The sequence below is a fragment of the Actinomadura rubteroloni genome, assembly GCF_002911665.1.
Lineage (GTDB): Bacteria > Actinomycetota > Actinomycetes > Streptosporangiales > Streptosporangiaceae > Spirillospora > Spirillospora rubteroloni.
The window spans coordinates 456,710-471,582 of sequence record NZ_MTBP01000004.1 but is presented as its reverse complement, the minus strand read 5'-3'; the positions used below and the strand labels follow the sequence as shown (position 1 = coordinate 471,582).

Genomic DNA, 14,873 nt, shown 5'->3' with positions numbered 1-14,873 from the left:
GATGAGCGTGGCGGGCGCCGGCGCCACCCCCGTCGACACCGGCGCCACCACGGCGGGGTGGCCTGCGGGCATCATGAGTCCCCCCAGAACGGCGTGCGTGACGCCTCTCATGATGCCTCCAGCAGACGACCCGAAAGCCCCCAACCGGGACTTACCAGGAACGCTACCGAGGCCGTTGTCATGGGGGCGTAAACCGCCATGCCGGTGGCCGCCAAGCTTTCACGGCGCGAGGATCCGCAGGGCCCCGGGCAGCACGCGGACGGTCACGGGCAGCGTGCCGGGCAGTTCGCCGTCCGCGCCGTAGGGCAGCTCGCGGGCCGCCTCGATCCGCACCTCGCGGCCCCGCACGACCCGCACCTGCGGCCGGTGGACGTGGCGGCCGTCCTCCAGCTCGCGCATGACGGAGAAGAACATGGTCTTCGGGCCGTCGCCGACGATCACCACGTCGAGCAGCCCGTCGTCCGCGCGGGCGTCCGGCGCTATGCGGCGGCCGAAGCCGTAGTAGCCGGAGTTGGCGGCGACGACGGTGTAGCCGCGCTCGCGGTACTCGACGCCGTCGACCGTGACGCGGTAGTCGGCGGGCCGCCAGCCGAGCACGGCCCGCAGCGCGCCCGCGTAGTAGGACGCCGAGCCGCGCAGCAGCCGGGACCGGTTGGCGTACCGTCCCGCGACGGCGTCCACGCCCGCGTAGACGCTGCCGAGCACCGCGACTCCGTTGGCCTCGATCGCGTCCACCGCGCGCGGCGTGCCGTCCAGCAACAGCGGGGCAAGCGCGTCCGGCGCGGCGGGGATCGCGAGCTGGCGGGCGAAGTCGTTGCCGCGTCCGGCCGGGACGATCCCGAACACCGAGCCCGTCCCGGCGAGCGCGCCGCCGACCGCGCCCGCCATGCCGTCGCCGCCGACCGCGAGCGCGACGCGTCCGGCGCCGGCCGCCGCGCGGGCCAGCTCGGCGGCGTGCGCGAGGCTGCGCGTGTGCTCGACGGCGACGTCGGCGCCCGCGTCGCGCAGCCGCCGGGCGAGCGGGTGCACGGCCGCCGCGCCGTCCGCCGCCGGGTTGACGACGACGGTGAAGCTCCGCCCGCTCACAACGCGCCCGCTCATCACGCGTCTCCGGGCAGCAGGATCCCGGGGTTCAGGATCCCCGACGGGTCCAGCGCCGCCTTCACGGCCCGCAGGACGTCCGCGCCGAGCGGGCCGATCTCGCGGCCGTACCCGGCGCGGTGGTCGGTGCCGACGCCGTGGTGGTGGGAGACCGTCCCGCCCGCCGCGAGGATGGCGTCGGTGGCGGCGTCCTTGGCCTTCGCCCAGTGGGCGACGGGGTCGTCCGCGTCCTGCGCGGACACGACGGTGAAGTACAGCGATGCTCCGGTTTCGTACACGTGCGAAATGTGGCACAGGACGAGCGGCGGGGTCCCGGACTCGGTGAGCGTGGTCGTCAGTGCGTCCCGGACGGCCGCGTACAGCGCGGGGATCCGGGACCAGAACGCGGCGGTCTCCAGCGTCTCGGCGAACGCCCCGGCGTCGAGCAGCGCGTCGCGCAGGTAGGGCGCGGCGAACCGGCCGCGCTCCCACTTGTCCCCCGGCTCGGCGCCGAGCGGCTCGCCGCCCGCCTCGGTGAGCCGGACGCGGGCGAGGTCGCGGGCGGCGGCGATCTCGGCGTCCGTCCCCTCGAAGCCGAGGACGGCCAGGCACCCGGCGCCCGATCCTAGGGATGCGCCGACGGCGGACGGGTCGGCGAGCCCGACGAGCGTCTCGGTCTCGTCCGACAGGCGCAGCACGGCGGGCCGGGGACCGTCCTGGGCGAGGCGGCGCAGCGCGGCCGTGCCCGCCGCGAAACCGGGGAACCGCCAGCCTTCGTAGGCCGTCCCGGCGGGCCGGGGGCGGATCCGCACGGTCACCGAGGTGATCACGCCGAACGCGCCCTCGGAGCCGAGGACGAGCTGGCGCAGGTCGGGCCCGGCGGCCGAGCGCGGCGCGCGGCCGAGGTCGAGCGTCCCGGCGGGCGTGGCGACGGTGAGGCCGACGACCATGTCGTCGAACCGCCCGTACCCGGCGGACGCCTGCCCGCTGGACCGGGCCGCCGCGAACCCGCCGATCGTCGCCCACTCGTAGGACTGCGGGAAGTGGCCGAGCGTGTAGCCGCGCTCGTTCAGCAGCGCCTCGGCGGCGGGGGCGCGCAGGCCGGGCTCCAGGACGGCCGTGCGCGACTCCTCGTCCAGGTCCAGCAGCGTGTCCATGCGGCGCAGGTCGAGCGCGACGAACGGGCGGTCGCCGCGCGGGGCGAGGCCGCCGACGACGGACGTCCCGCCGCCGAACGGCACCACCGCGACGTCCAGGTCCGCGCAGCGGCGCAGCACGTCCAGGACCTCGGCGTGCGAGCCGGGCAGCACGACGGCGTCGGGCGCGGCGGCGGCGTCGCCCGCGCGCAGGCGCAGCAGGTCCGGCGTGGACTTGCCGCGCGTGTGCCGGACGCGGGCCTCGGCGTCGGTCCGGACGTGCGGGACGCCCACGACCCCGGCCAGCGCGGTGTAGGCGGCGTACTCCAGCCGGGACGCGGGCGGCGCGACGTCGGCGAGGTCGGCCGGGGGCGCGGCGGCGGGCCGGACGCCGAGCAGGTCGCGCAGCAGCCCGGCCGCCGCGTCCGGCAGCGGCGCGGCGGCGCCGGGGTCGCCCCAGCCGCGCCACAGCATGTCCTGGGTCATCGTTCTTCCTGTCCGTCGAATGTGCTTACACTGTGACACGTGACGTCGAATCGTAACAACAGGACGGACGAGGACGCCGTCCTCGACGCCGCGCGCGACTGCGTGCTGGCCGTCGGGGTCCGCCGTACGACCCTCACCGACATCGCGCGCCGCGCGGGCGTGTCGCGGATGACGCTGTACCGCCGCTGGCCGGACGTCCGGACGATCGTCGCCGACCTCATGACCCGCGAGTGGACGGCCCTCCCGGTCGAGATGCCGGCCGGCGCCGACGCCCGGACCCGGCTCGTGGCCGCCCTGGTGGACGGCGTCGCGACCTTCCGCGCCCACCCGCTGCTGCGCAAGATCCTGGAAGTCGACCCCGAACTGCTGCTCCCCTACGTCCTGGACCGGCTCGGCGCGACGCAGCGGCGGTTCCTGGAGCTGTTCGAGGCCGCGATCCGCGCCGGGCACGACGACGGGTCGATCCGGCCGGGCGACGCGGCGCGGCAGGCGCGGGCGCTGCTGCTCGTCGTGCAGTCGTTCGCGCTGTCGGGCCCGGCGGCGACGCGCGACGCCGAACTGCCCGCCGACGGCCTGGACGACGAGCTGCGCCGCGTCCTGGACGGGGCGCTGGCCCCGTGACCGGCCCCCGGGCGTCCTCGCTGAACGCCGCGCGGCGGGCCCGCGAGCTGGCCGCGCTGCCCGGCGAGGTCGTGGACGTCCTCGTCGTCGGGCTCGGCGCGACCGGCGCGGGCGTGGCGCTGGACGCGGCGTCGCGGGGCCTGTCGGTCGCCGCGATCGACGCGCACGACCTGGCGTTCGGGACGTCGCGGTGGAGTTCCAAGCTGATCCACGGCGGGCTGCGGTACCTGGCGTCCGGGCACGTCGGGATCGCGCGCGAGAGCGCCGTCGAGCGCGGGATCCTCATGACCCGCACCGCGCCGCACCTCGTCCGGGCACAGCCGTTCGTGCTACCGCTGACGCCCGCCGTCCCCCGTCTCCAGGGTGCTCTGGCGGCGGCGGGGCTGGTCGCGGGCGACGCGCTGCGGGCCGCCGCCGGCACGCCCCGCGCCGTCCTGCCCGGCCCGCGCCCGCTGGCGCCCGCCGCCGCGCTCGGGCTCGCCCCGGCGCTGTCCCCGGCGGGCCTGCGCGGCGGGCTGCTGTCGTTCGACGGGCGGGTCGCCGACGACGCCCGGCTCGTCACCGCGATCGCCCGCACCGCCGCCGCGCACGGCGCCCGGATCCTCACCCGCTGCCGGGCGCTCGCGCTGGCGGGCGACGGCGCCCAGGTCCGCAACGAGCTGACGGGCGCCGAGTTCGGGATCCGCGCCCGCGCGGTCGTCAACGCGGCCGGGGTGTGGGCGGGCGGGCTCGTGGACGGCGTCGCGCTGCGGCCCTCGCGCGGCACCCATCTCGTCCTGCGCGCCGAAAGCCTGCCGGGACTGCGCGCCGGGCTGCACGTGCCCATTCCGGGGGCGGCGAATCGGTTCGTGCTCGTCCTGCCGCAAGGCGACGGCCGTGTCTACGTGGGCCTCACCGACGAACCGGTGGACGGGCCCGTCCCCGACGTCCCCGAGCCAGCGCCCGGCGAGATCGGCTTCCTGCTGGACGTCCTCGGCTCCGTGCTGGCCGCGCCGGTGCGCCGCGCGGACGTGGCGGGCGCGTTCGCGGGCCTGCGCCCCCTGCTGGACGGCGGCGGGTCCACGGCCGACCTATCGCGCAGGCACGCCGTTGTCACCTCGCCGAACGGCGTTGTCACCGTCGTCGGCGGCAAGCTGACCACCTACCGGCGGATGGCGCAGGACGCGGTCGACGCGCTGGTCCGCGCCGGGCGCGTCACGGCCCCGCCGTCCAGGACGGACCGGATCCCGCTGGTCGGCGCCGGGCCCGCCGGGCCGGACGCGCCCGCCCGGCTCGTCGCCCGCTACGGCGCCGAGGCCCCGCTGGTCGCCGCCGACCCGGAGCTGCTGGAGCCCGTCGTGCCCGGCTCGCCGGTGCTGCGCGCCGAGCTGGCCTGGGCCGTCCGGCACGAGGGCGCGCTGTCGGCAGACGACCTGCTCGACCGCCGCACCCGGCTCGGGCTGGTCGCCGCCGACCGGGCCGCCGCGCTGCCCGTCGCGTCCGCCCTGCTCACGCGCGGGTGAGGAGCCCGGGTCCTGCGGGTATGGCGTGTCTCACCCGGGGTCGGTGTGACGGGAGAGGTGAGGTTAGCCTAACCTCGTGCTTACACCGGGTGACCGGTGGAATCGACGGGGGGAAGGGACTCGTGACGCGCGACAACGGCTGCGACCACTGCCCGGGGAGCCACTCGGGCGAGCGGCCCTGCCTGGCGAGCGCCACGACCGGCGCCCGGTCCTGGCTGCTGGTCGAGCATCCCGGGCCGTGGCCCGAGCGCGTCGAAGACCTGCCCGCGGGGCCCGTGGGCGACGCCGTCCGCGCGGCTCGCGCCGCCGGGGTCCGGCCGCAGCTCGTCCGGCGTCCGGGGCGGCGCCGCGCGACCCCGCCCGTCCAGGTCTACGCGGGGTACTCCGCGCCGGGCGCAAAGGTGTGGCTGGAGGGCCGGGAGCTGGCCGACCCGGCCGAACTGGCCGGACTCGATTTCGCCGCGCTCGCCGCCGGGCGCAGCCCCGGGCTCGGCGACCGCGTTCCCGGACCCGTCCTGCTGGTCTGCACGCACGGCCGCCGCAACGCCTGCTGCGCCCGCACGGGCGCCCCGCTGGCCCGCGCGCTCGCCCGCCGCTTCCCCGGCCCGGTCTGGGAGACCACGCACGTCGGCGGGGACCGGTTCGCCGCCAACCTCGTCTGCCTGCCGCACGCCCTGTACTACGGCGATCTCGGCACCGCCGAGGCCGTGGACGCCGTGACGGCCTACACGCGCGGCGAGGTCGCGCCGGCGCGGCTGCGCGGACGGGCCGGGCAGCCCGAGCCCGTCCAGGCCGCCGAGCACTTCGTCCGGGCGCGGACGGGCGTTCTCGGGATCGACGCCGTCCGCGTCGAATCACTGACCGGGACTTCTCCGTATGAAGCGGTCGTATCGGCCGGAGAAGCCCGTTATCGGGTCGTCATCGAGCGCGCGAAGGCGGCGGCTCCGTGCGGGCCGGACTGCCGGGAGAACCTGGAAACCTACATTGTTAGGGACCTCACCCTTCTCAACGCCGCCGCCCTCGTGTAATCTCTCGAAGGCCCCATTCGTGGGCTTCCCTGTCGCACGACCCCAGCTTCCGGATCACCGGGCGGGGAACAGAGCGGCAACTTCAGACGTTGGACTATTCGGCGCTTCGGACGCATCACGGGCGAAGCACGTCGAGCGTCCATGTCCGCAATTGCTCGGTAAAACCAATCAAGGTGGGTGTTCCATGGCTCAGGTACGTCGGCAGGCAAACCTCCCTCGTCCCTCATGGGGCTGGCAGGACGCCGCGGCGTGCCGGGGAGAAGACCTCGTGCTCTTCTTCGGCCCCGACGGTGAGCGCCAGCCCGAACGTGAGATCCGCGAGCGCAAGGCCAAGCAGATCTGCATGGGCTGTCCCGTCCGCTCGGAATGCCTGGACTACGCCGTGTCCCGTCCCGAGAAGTACGGGACGTGGGGCGGCCTGAACGAGGACGAGCGCGCCTCCGAGCGCCGTCGCCGGATGCGCCGCGCGAACGCCGCCTGACGGCTCGCGCGGCGGACGCGGTCCCTCCGGCCGCGCACGCATCCGCACGATCACCCCGGCACGCCACCGGACCCCGAAAACGTCACGGCCCCGCTCGCGCGGGGCCGTTCGCGTGTCCGGGGAAAATCGGCACCGCGCGGGACGCGCGATGCCGAAGAAAGATCACGGGAAGCGCTTATACCGCATGGCCTACTGGTGCGTAGGCCATTTCACGCAATCGCAAAGAACGGCTTTCGCGGCCCCGCTCACGCGCGCAGCGCGGCGACCACCTCGGCGTCGGTCGTCTGCGCGAAGTCCTCGTACCACTGCCCGACGGCGAAGAACGGGACGGGCTCGGCCAGCGTGACGATCTCGTCGGCGTCGGCCCGCAGCGCCCGGACGGTGTCGGCCGCCCCCACCGGAACCGCCAGCACCAGCCGGGCGGGCCGCCGGGCGCCGACGGCCTTCAGCGCGGCGCGGGCAGTGGAGCCCGTGGCGAGGCCGTCGTCCACCACGACGACCGTCCGGCCCGCCATGTCCGGCGGCGGGCGGTCGCCCCGGTAGGTGGCCACACGGCGGTCCAGCTCGGCCCGCTCGGCCTCGATGACCGGGGCCAGTTCGTCGGCGGTCACACCGGCCTCCGCCAGCAGCGCCGGGTCGAGCGCGGGCTCGCCGCCCTCGGCCACGGCGCCCACCGCCAGCTCCGGCTGGCCCGGCGCCCCGATCTTCCGGGTCACCAGGACGTCCAGCGTCCCGTTCAGCGCCCGCGCCACTTCGGCCGCCACCGGCGTCCCGCCGCGCGGCAGCCCGAGCACGAGCGCCCCCTCCAGGTTCCGCGGGACGAGACGTCCGGCCAGCTCTCGTCCCGCCGCGACTCGATCGGCGAATGGCACGTTCACGCCAGCGCCCCTACCCGGCGGGTGCCGGTTTTGGAACCTTCAGGAGGCGGTGAGCCAGCGGACGGGGTTGTCGCGCAGGATGCCGTCCAGCGTCGCCTCGTCCACTCCGGCCGCGCGCAGGGCGGGCAGGAAGGTCGTGAACAGGTAGCCGTAGCCCGCGCCGCCGTAGCGGGTCACCTGGCCCATCCGGGCGATGCCGGTGCTCAGCAGGATCCGGTCGGCGTGCCCGGCCTCCAGCAGCTCCATGACGGCCCGCACGCGGGCGCCGATCGCGGCGGCGTCGTCCCCGGCGAGGACGAGCGACCCGAACGCGACATAGGCGCCGCTCTCGGCGATCTTGCGGGTGGCGCCCGCGTCGTCGGCGCGGTCCTGGCGGCCGACGGCGATCCGGGCGGGGCTCGTCCCGGCGGTCGTGAGGATCTCCAGCTCGGCGAGCCCGGCGCGGCCGTAGGTGGCGATCGCGAGGCCCGAGTAGCGGGACGCCTGGGCGGCGGCGCGCAGCGCGCGCTCCTCGTCCCGGCTCGGCACCTCGTTCCAGGTGCCGACCTCCCCGATGACGCCCGGCAGCGAGCTGGTGCCGTCCATCCCGAAGCCGATCTCGGCGAGCAGCCGCTCGGCGAGCCGGTCCACGTCGGCCTCGCGGACGTAGGCGGGGTGGAACGGCTCTGCGAAGAACCCGGTCGCGGCGACCACGGGCACGCGCGCGCCGGCGCTGATCCGCGCCAGCGCGGCGGCGTTGCGGCCCATCCCCCCGCAGGTGAGGTCGATGACGAGGCCGAGGCCCCGGTCGGTGCGCAGCCGCGTCAGCTCGGCGGTGACGGCCTTCTCCTCGTCCAGCCAGCGGCCGGGGTCGGACGGCGTCGCCGCGGGGCGCGAGGGCCAGCGCAGATCGAGCTGGAGGTGCTCGTGCGCCAGCACCGGACCGGTGATGGCGGACGTCGGAATCGTGCCCGTGACGGTGCGCAGCCGCCCGGGCTCCTCACGAGGGGTCATGTAATCCGACATTACGACATGTTTGGCCATTTCAAACGGTGTATCGGGTTTGTTTTACCCTAGATCGGGGAGGCGCCGCCGTCCGGGGTCGCGGCGGCGCGGACGGCGCGGGCGCGGGCCGTCCCGGCGCTCGGCCAGCGGCGGTCGATCTCGGCGTTGAGCGCGGCGCCGATCAGCACCGCGAGCGCGGCGATGTAAAGCCAGCCGAGCACGGCGATGGCCGCCGACAACGACCCGTACACCGACACCCCGCTCAGCGAACCGGCCAGGTAGGTGCGCAGGAAGAAGCTGCCGAAGACGAGCATGACGAGCGCCAGCACCGCGCCGGGGACCTCGCGCCACCAATTCGTCCGCACCGGGACGCTCATGTGGTAGAGCAGCGCCAGGAAAACGACGGTCAGCGTCACGACCACGGGCCAGTACAGCAGTTCGATCACGGTCCCCCCGTCCGGGACGGCCCGGCGCGCCAGCGACGGCCCCGCCACCAGCAGCGGGATGACCACGATCATCACGACGAGCCCGACGAGGTAGAGCAGGAACGCCCGGACGCGCGTCCGGATCATTCCGCGCACGCCCGACAGCCCGTAGGCGATCGTGATCGTGTCGACGTACACGTTGGTGGCGCGCGACCCGGCCCACAGCGACAGCAGGAACCCGACCGACACCAGGTCCGGCCGGCCGCCCTTGATCACGTCGTCCAGCAGCGGCACGACCACGTCGTGGACGGCCGACGGCGTCAGCACCCGCTGCGCCTGCTCGATGAGCCAGGCCCGGCTGTCGGCGATCGTGTCGGCGCCGAGCAGCCCGGTGAAGTGCCCCATCGTGCCGACGAGCCCGATCGCGAGCGGCGGCAGCGACAGCAGCGCGAAGAAGGCCGCCTCGGCGGCGAGCCCGGTGACCCGGTGCCGGAACGCCGTGACGGTCGTCCCCCGCACGAGCGCCCAGGCCGTCCGCGCGACCCGGCGGACCCCCGCCGGCAGAGCGCCCCAAGCCCGCACAATCCACCCGCGCACCGCGCCCGCCCACCGCGCGGCGCGGGCGATGGGCTGCCGGTCGGTGATCTCGTCCCCCCTGGTCGCGGTCCGGTCGGCGGCACCGTCCGGGCGGTCCGGGTCCGGCGGGCCGGACGGCGGACCCTGCGGGCCGGGTGTTCCCGAAACGGTGGTCACAGCGCCTCACGGTAGGGGGTCTGCTCGCGGTCTACCCGCTTTGACGGCGCCCACCGCGATCCGGATCATGATCGTTTCGCGGGACGGGGGGCGCCGTTCCGGACACCGGGGACGATCGGCGACAATGAACCCATGATCTGTGTCGCCTGCCGCGAGGACCACCACGGCGCGTGCCGCGGCGGCTCGTGGTGCGACTGCCAGCACCAGCCGCCGGCCGCCGAGCGCGACGACGCCGCCGCGACCGCCCCTAGCGGACCGGGCGCCGAACCGGCTGAACCTCCGGTGAACTGGAGGCGGCAGGGATGACACTTCTCACCCGTCCGCATTCCGGACACAACTGGACAGTGGACGGATCCGCATGTCAGAGTCGACGCATGACTGCTGCGGACCCCCTGCTGGTGATGCGCCGGCACGTGGACTTCCTGCGCGTCCGCAGCGCGATCTGTCTGTGACGCCCCGACCACGCCCCCATCGTTGACTCGCGGGCGCGTGGCGCATCGGCGTCACCCATGACACCACCCTGCTCAGCGTCGAGCCGGCTGTCAGAGAGCCGCCGTGCGCTACGCGTCCTCCACCTGGATTAGGACGCGCGCCGTGCCACCTGCGACCAAGCGCAAGCGAGGCGAGGGCCAGTGGGCCCTCGGCTACCGCGAACCCCTCAACAAGAACGAAGAGAACAAGAAGAACGACGACGGGCTGAACGTCCGCCGCCGGATCCTCGACGTCTACTCCAAGGCCGGCTTCGACTCGATCGACCCCGCCGACCTGCGGGGAAGGTTCCGCTGGTTCGGGCTCTACACGCAGCGCAAGCCGGGCATCGACGGCGGCAAGACGGGCGCGCTGGAGGACGAGGAGCTCGACGACCGCTACTTCATGCTGCGCGTCCGCATCGACGGGGGCCAGCTCGACAGCGCGCAGCTCCGGACGCTCGCCGACATCTCGGTGAAGTACGCGCGGGGCACCGCCGACATCACCGACCGGCAGAACATCCAGTACCACTGGATCCGGATCGAGGACGTCCCGGCGATCTGGGACGCGCTGGAGGCGGTCGGCCTCGGCACGATGGAGGCGTGCGGTGACACGCCCCGCGTCATCATCGGGTGCCCGCTGGCCGGGATCGCGGCGGACGAGGTGATCGACGGCGGCCCGCAGGTCCGCGAGATCTACGACCGCTACATCGGCTCGAAGGAATTTTCCAACCTGCCGCGGAAGTTCAAGACGGCCGTGAGCGGCTGCACGGCGCACTGCACGGTCCACGAGATCAACGACGTGGCCTTCGTCGGCGTGGTCGACGCCGAGGGCAACACGGGCTACCAGGCGTTCGTCGGCGGCGGCCTGTCGACCAACCCGATGTTCGCCAAGAGCCTCGGGGTGTTCGTCCGGCCCGAGCAGGTCCACGAGGTGTGGAAGGGCGTCATCTCGATCTTCCGGGACTACGGGTACCGGCGGCTGCGGCACCGCGCCCGCATCAAGTTCCTGATGGCGGACTGGGGCGCGGAGAAGTTCCGCGAGGTGCTGGAGAAGGAGTACCTCGGGTACGCCCTGCCGGACGGTCCCGAGCCCGCCGCGCCGCTGCCCAACCGCGACCACGTCGGGGTCCGGCCGCAGAAGGACGGGAACTTCTACGTCGGCTTCGCGCCGCGCGTCGGCCGCGTCAACGGCGAGCTGCTCGGCGCGATCGCCGACCTGGCCCGGCGCTACGGGTCGGGACGGGTGCGCACGACGGCCGAGCAGAAGATGGTGATCCTCGACGTGCCCGAGGAGAACACCGCGCCGCTCGCCGCCGCGCTCGCCGAGCACGACCTCCAGGTGAACCCGTCCACGTTCCGCCGCAACACGATGGCCTGCACCGGCATCGAGTACTGCAAGCTCGCGATCGTCGAGACCAAGCAGCGCGCGATGGACCTGATGGACGAGCTGGAGAAGCGCCTCCCCGAGTTCGACCAGCCGCTGTCCATCAACGTCAACGGCTGTCCGAACGCCTGCGCCCGCATCCAGGTCGCCGACATCGGCCTGAAGGGCCAGCTCGTCGTGGACGACAACGGCGACCAGGTGGAGGGCTTCCAGGTCCACCTCGGCGGTCAGCTCGGCGCGACGTTCGGCAAGAAGGTCCGCGGGCTGAAGACGACGTCCGACGGGCTGACCGACTACGTCGAGCGGGTCGTCCGCAGCTACGACGCCCAGCGCGCGGACGGGGAGTCGTTCGCCGCGTGGGTGCGGCGGGCCGACGACGCCGACCTGAAGTGACCGTGCCGGGGCGCTCCCGCCCCGGCGAACGAAGGGAGATCTCATGAGTGAGCGTGCCGCTCCCTTCTACTGCCCCTACTGCGGCGACGAGAACCTCGTCCCGCTGGAGGCGGAGGGGACGTGGTCGTGCCGAGACTGTGTCCGTTCCTTCCGTCTCTCGTTCCTCGGTGTTGGAGCGCCCCAGCCTGTGAAGGAGGATCCCCGGTGACCGTGCTGGAGATCGACAGACCCACCCTCGATCTGGAGGACATCGTCGAGTCCGCGGCGAGCGCCCTGGAGGGCGCGCCCGCGCTCGAGGTGATCCGCTGGGCGTCCGCGACGTTCGGCGACCGCATCTGCCTGACGTCCTCGATGTCGGACGCCGCGCTCATCCATCTCGTGTCCAAGGTGAAGCCGGGTATCGACGTCCTGTTCGTGGACACCGGCTACCACTTCGCCGAGACGATCGGTACGCGCGACGCCGTCGAGGCCGTGTACCCCGTGAACGTCATCAACGTGACCCCGTCCCGGACGGTCGCCGAGCAGGAGGCCGCGCTCGGTCCGCGCCTGTACGGCCGCAACCCCGACCTGTGCTGCCACCTGCGCAAGGTCGAGCCGCTCGGCCGCGCGCTGGAGGGCTACATGGCGTGGTTCAGCGGCATCCGGCGGGACGAGACGGCCAGCCGCCGCGACCGCCGCGTGGTCGAGTGGGACCGCAAGCGCGGCATGGTGAAGGTCAACCCGATCCTCGGCTGGACGCAGGACGACATGGACAACTACATGTCCGACAACGGCGTCCTCGTGAACCCGCTGCACTACGACGGCTTCCCGTCGATCGGCTGCGAGCCCTGCACGAGCCGCGTCGCGCCCGGCGAGGACCCGCGCAGCGGCCGGTGGGCCGGAATGGGCAAGACCGAGTGCGGCATCCATCTCTGACCGTCCCCCCGATGGTGGCGGTGGCGCACGGGAGCCGTGACCCGCGTGCCGCCGCCACCGTGGCGGACCTGCTGGACGCGGTGCGCGCGTTGCGTCCGGACGTGCCCGTCCACGGGTCGTTCCTGGACCACGCGCCGCCCGCGCCCGAGCGGGTGCTGGCGGGGCTGGCGGACGGCGGCGCGGAGTCGGCGGTGGTCGTGCCGCTGCTGCTGACGGCCGCCTACCACAGCAAGACCGACATTCCGGGCGTGCTGGCGCGGGTGCGGCGTCCCCGGCTGCGGGTCCGGGTGGCCGCGACGCTCGGTCCCGACCCGCTGATCCTCGCGGCACTGGAGCGGCGGCTGGCCGAGGCGGGCGCGGACGATCCGGACGTTCCGGTCGTGCTGGCCGTGGCGGGATCGCGGGATCCGGCGGCGAACGCGTCCGTCCGCGCATTGGCCCGGGGGTGGCCGGGACGCACGGCCGTCGCGGCGTTCGCGTCGGGGACCGGGATCCGGCCGGACGCGGCGGTGGCGGCGCTGCGGGCGTCCGGCGCGCGGCGCGTGGCGGTGGCGTCGTGCTTCCTCGCACCAGGACACTTCGCCGACCGGGTGCGGCGGGAGGCGGGCGCGGACGCGGTGTCGCCCGTCCTCGGCGCGGCCCCGGAGATCGCGGAGCTGATCGTCGCCCGGTACGCGGCGGCACGGGCGCAGGCGGCGCCCGCGCGGGCCGTGTGACGGACGTGCCGGAGCGGGTAGGCGCCCGCCCATGAGCGAACGCGACGACCCCGGGCACGCGCCCCGGGAGACCGACGACGAGTGCTACGCCCCCGTCACCCGGGGGTCGGACTGGCGCGGCCGGACGGTGCCCGGCGCGGGGACGCCCGGCACCAGCGGGACCGGCGTGCCCGGCGTGGAGACCGAGTGGGCGGACGCGCGCGACGACTGGCGGGCCTCGCTGCGGCCCGATGAGGAGGGCGTGGAGCGCGCCGAACGGGACGACGACTCGCGCTGAGCCGGTATTGACCGATCGTCCAATGCGGGGCTAGCGTCGGTCCGCCCTCCCGAAAGGAACCACGTCATGGCCCTTCTGCGCACCGCCGGACTCGTCCTGGCCGCCACCGGCGCCGCCCACTTCGCGGCGCCGCGGGCGTTCGCGCCCGTCACCCGGATCGCCTTCCCGGAGAACACGCGGGCCTGGATCCAGCGCAACGGCGCGACGGAGATCGCGCTCGGCCTCGCGCTGACCGCCCGGCGGACGCGCCGCGCCGGCCTGGCCGGGACGGCCCTGTACGCCGCCTGGCTCGGCGCCCGCACGGCCCGCAACGCGCGCTGACCGGCGCCTGACCGGCGACGGCGGTGCCGCCCGGGCGGCACCGCCGTCGGCGGGGATCAGTGCAGCGGGCAGGTCGCCTCGGACTGGGAGATCTCGTTGTTCGTCGCCGGCTTCGGGCAGAGGAACTGGTCGTAGCGGTTGTCGTTGTCCACGAACCGCTTCAGCCACGACACCGCGTACTTGGCGATGTTCTTGTTGTAGCCCGTGAACGTGAAGTGGTTGGCGTTCTTCAGCTCGATGAGCGCCTTGTTCGTGGTGTCGGGAATGCCGTTGTAGAACGGCTTGGCGAACGAGCCGGTCGGCGCCAGCCAGTCGCCGTCGTCCGCGATGATCATGCTGGGGACGGTGATCTTGCTCTGCTCCAGGCCGACGTGCCAGGGCGCGAGCGCGACGTCGGCCTTCAGCGACGGCCGGTCGTAGGACGACTCCAGCGCGCCGCCGCCGCCCATCGACCAGCCGACGACGCCGAGGCGGCTCGTGTCGATGCGGTCCACGACCTTGCTCTTGGTCGTCAGGTAGTCCAGCGCGGCGAGCAACTGGTCGCCGCGGGAGCTCGGCGAGTCGACGAAGCCCTTGCTGTCGAGCGTCATCACGACGAAGCCCTGGGACGCCAGCAGCGGCCCGTACCAGCGGATCCAGTCCTGCGGGGACAGGAAGCCCGGCATCACGGCGATCGCGCCGAACGTGCCCTGGCTCGTGTCGGTCGGGTAGTAGATCGTCCCGTCGTTGAAGCCGTCGCCGCTGCCGGCGGGGACGTTGACCTGCGCGGTCGCGAACGGGCCCTTCTGCGCGCTCACGCTCGCCTCGGTGGGCGCGGGACCGCGCTGGAAGGGGTTGCTGTCGGCGTGCGCCGGGCTCGTGACGGCGGTGACGGACGTCAGCGCGGCGAACGCGGCGACCGCCGTCAGGGCGGTCTTCGGGCGCGCGTGGCTCCAGGAGGGCATGGGGGCGGTTCCTCTCATAAGTACTTACTTGTACTCGTGGGAGGCCATCATGACCGCACCCGGGGAGGGCCCGATACGA

The 14,873-nt window shown here is 74.3% G+C and carries 15 protein-coding genes; 9 read left to right on the top strand and 6 right to left on the bottom strand.

Annotated features, from left to right (window positions below):
- Positions 1 to 219: 219 nt before the first annotated feature.
- Together BTM25_RS26390 and BTM25_RS26385 are read right to left on the bottom strand one after the other, a co-directional pair.
- Complete coding sequence (locus BTM25_RS26390) at positions 220 to 1,101, bottom strand: diacylglycerol kinase family protein (RefSeq protein WP_103565769.1); 882 nt, start codon at positions 1,099 to 1,101, stop codon at positions 220 to 222.
- On the bottom strand, positions 1,101 to 2,702 hold the full coding sequence (locus BTM25_RS26385; RefSeq protein WP_103565767.1) for an FAD-binding oxidoreductase: 1,602 nt from the start codon (positions 2,700 to 2,702) through the stop codon (positions 1,101 to 1,103). The genes BTM25_RS26390 and BTM25_RS26385 overlap by 1 nt, the downstream gene beginning before the upstream one ends.
- A gap of 39 nt (positions 2,703 to 2,741) precedes the next feature.
- Between BTM25_RS26385 and BTM25_RS26380 the strand changes: the two genes are divergently transcribed.
- From BTM25_RS26380 to BTM25_RS26365, 4 genes are all read left to right on the top strand, one after another.
- A complete protein-coding gene (locus BTM25_RS26380; protein ID WP_103565766.1) occupies positions 2,742 to 3,323 on the top strand; it encodes a TetR/AcrR family transcriptional regulator in 582 nt (193 codons plus the stop codon).
- Complete coding sequence (locus tag BTM25_RS26375) at positions 3,320 to 4,825, top strand: glycerol-3-phosphate dehydrogenase/oxidase (RefSeq protein WP_103565765.1); 1,506 nt, start codon at positions 3,320 to 3,322, stop codon at positions 4,823 to 4,825. Before BTM25_RS26380 ends, BTM25_RS26375 begins: the two co-directional genes overlap by 4 nt.
- A gap of 122 nt (positions 4,826 to 4,947) precedes the next feature.
- Positions 4,948 to 5,853, top strand: a complete 906-nt coding sequence (locus BTM25_RS26370; protein WP_103565763.1) for a sucrase ferredoxin — start codon at positions 4,948 to 4,950, stop codon at positions 5,851 to 5,853.
- Positions 5,854 to 6,037: 184 nt separating this feature from the next.
- The gene (locus BTM25_RS26365) at positions 6,038 to 6,334 is read left to right on the top strand and encodes a WhiB family transcriptional regulator (RefSeq protein ID WP_081640018.1); all 297 of its coding nucleotides are present in this window, start codon (positions 6,038 to 6,040) and stop codon (positions 6,332 to 6,334) included.
- Between the two features lie 245 nt (positions 6,335 to 6,579).
- On the opposite strand, the gene BTM25_RS26360 is transcribed toward BTM25_RS26365, so the two are convergent.
- From BTM25_RS26360 to BTM25_RS26350, 3 genes are read right to left on the bottom strand one after another with little or no spacing between them, the layout of a single operon-like run.
- Positions 6,580 to 7,212, bottom strand: coding sequence for a phosphoribosyltransferase (locus BTM25_RS26360; RefSeq protein ID WP_235828685.1), 633 nt, complete (start codon positions 7,210 to 7,212; stop codon positions 6,580 to 6,582).
- Between the two features lie 39 nt (positions 7,213 to 7,251).
- Positions 7,252 to 8,205: a phosphotriesterase family protein gene (locus tag BTM25_RS26355; protein ID WP_103565762.1), complete on the bottom strand. Its 954-nt coding sequence runs from the start codon at positions 8,203 to 8,205 to the stop codon at positions 7,252 to 7,254.
- 59 nt (positions 8,206 to 8,264) lie between these two features.
- On the bottom strand, positions 8,265 to 9,374 hold the full coding sequence (locus tag BTM25_RS26350) for a YihY/virulence factor BrkB family protein (RefSeq protein ID WP_103565760.1): 1,110 nt from the start codon (positions 9,372 to 9,374) through the stop codon (positions 8,265 to 8,267).
- 594 nt (positions 9,375 to 9,968) lie between these two features.
- On the opposite strand from BTM25_RS26350, the gene BTM25_RS26345 reads away from it, so the two are divergent.
- The 5 genes from BTM25_RS26345 (at position 9,969) to BTM25_RS26325 (ending at position 13,850) form a co-directional block, all read left to right on the top strand.
- Positions 9,969 to 11,621: a nitrite/sulfite reductase gene (locus BTM25_RS26345; RefSeq protein ID WP_103565759.1), complete on the top strand. Its 1,653-nt coding sequence runs from the start codon at positions 9,969 to 9,971 to the stop codon at positions 11,619 to 11,621.
- Between the two features lie 204 nt (positions 11,622 to 11,825).
- A complete protein-coding gene (locus tag BTM25_RS26340; protein WP_103565757.1) occupies positions 11,826 to 12,536 on the top strand; it encodes a phosphoadenylyl-sulfate reductase in 711 nt (236 codons plus the stop codon).
- A gap of 11 nt (positions 12,537 to 12,547) precedes the next feature.
- On the top strand, positions 12,548 to 13,252 hold the full coding sequence (locus tag BTM25_RS26335) for a sirohydrochlorin chelatase (RefSeq protein ID WP_103565756.1): 705 nt from the start codon (positions 12,548 to 12,550) through the stop codon (positions 13,250 to 13,252).
- A gap of 31 nt (positions 13,253 to 13,283) precedes the next feature.
- On the top strand, positions 13,284 to 13,529 hold the full coding sequence (locus tag BTM25_RS26330) for a hypothetical protein (protein WP_103565754.1): 246 nt from the start codon (positions 13,284 to 13,286) through the stop codon (positions 13,527 to 13,529).
- Positions 13,530 to 13,595: 66 nt separating this feature from the next.
- Positions 13,596 to 13,850, top strand: coding sequence for a hypothetical protein (locus BTM25_RS26325; RefSeq protein ID WP_103565753.1), 255 nt, complete (start codon positions 13,596 to 13,598; stop codon positions 13,848 to 13,850).
- A gap of 56 nt (positions 13,851 to 13,906) precedes the next feature.
- Here BTM25_RS26325 and BTM25_RS26320 read toward each other — a convergent pair whose 3' ends face one another.
- Complete coding sequence (locus tag BTM25_RS26320) at positions 13,907 to 14,794, bottom strand: alpha/beta hydrolase family protein (protein ID WP_103565751.1); 888 nt, start codon at positions 14,792 to 14,794, stop codon at positions 13,907 to 13,909.
- Positions 14,795 to 14,873: the final 79 nt, after the last annotated feature.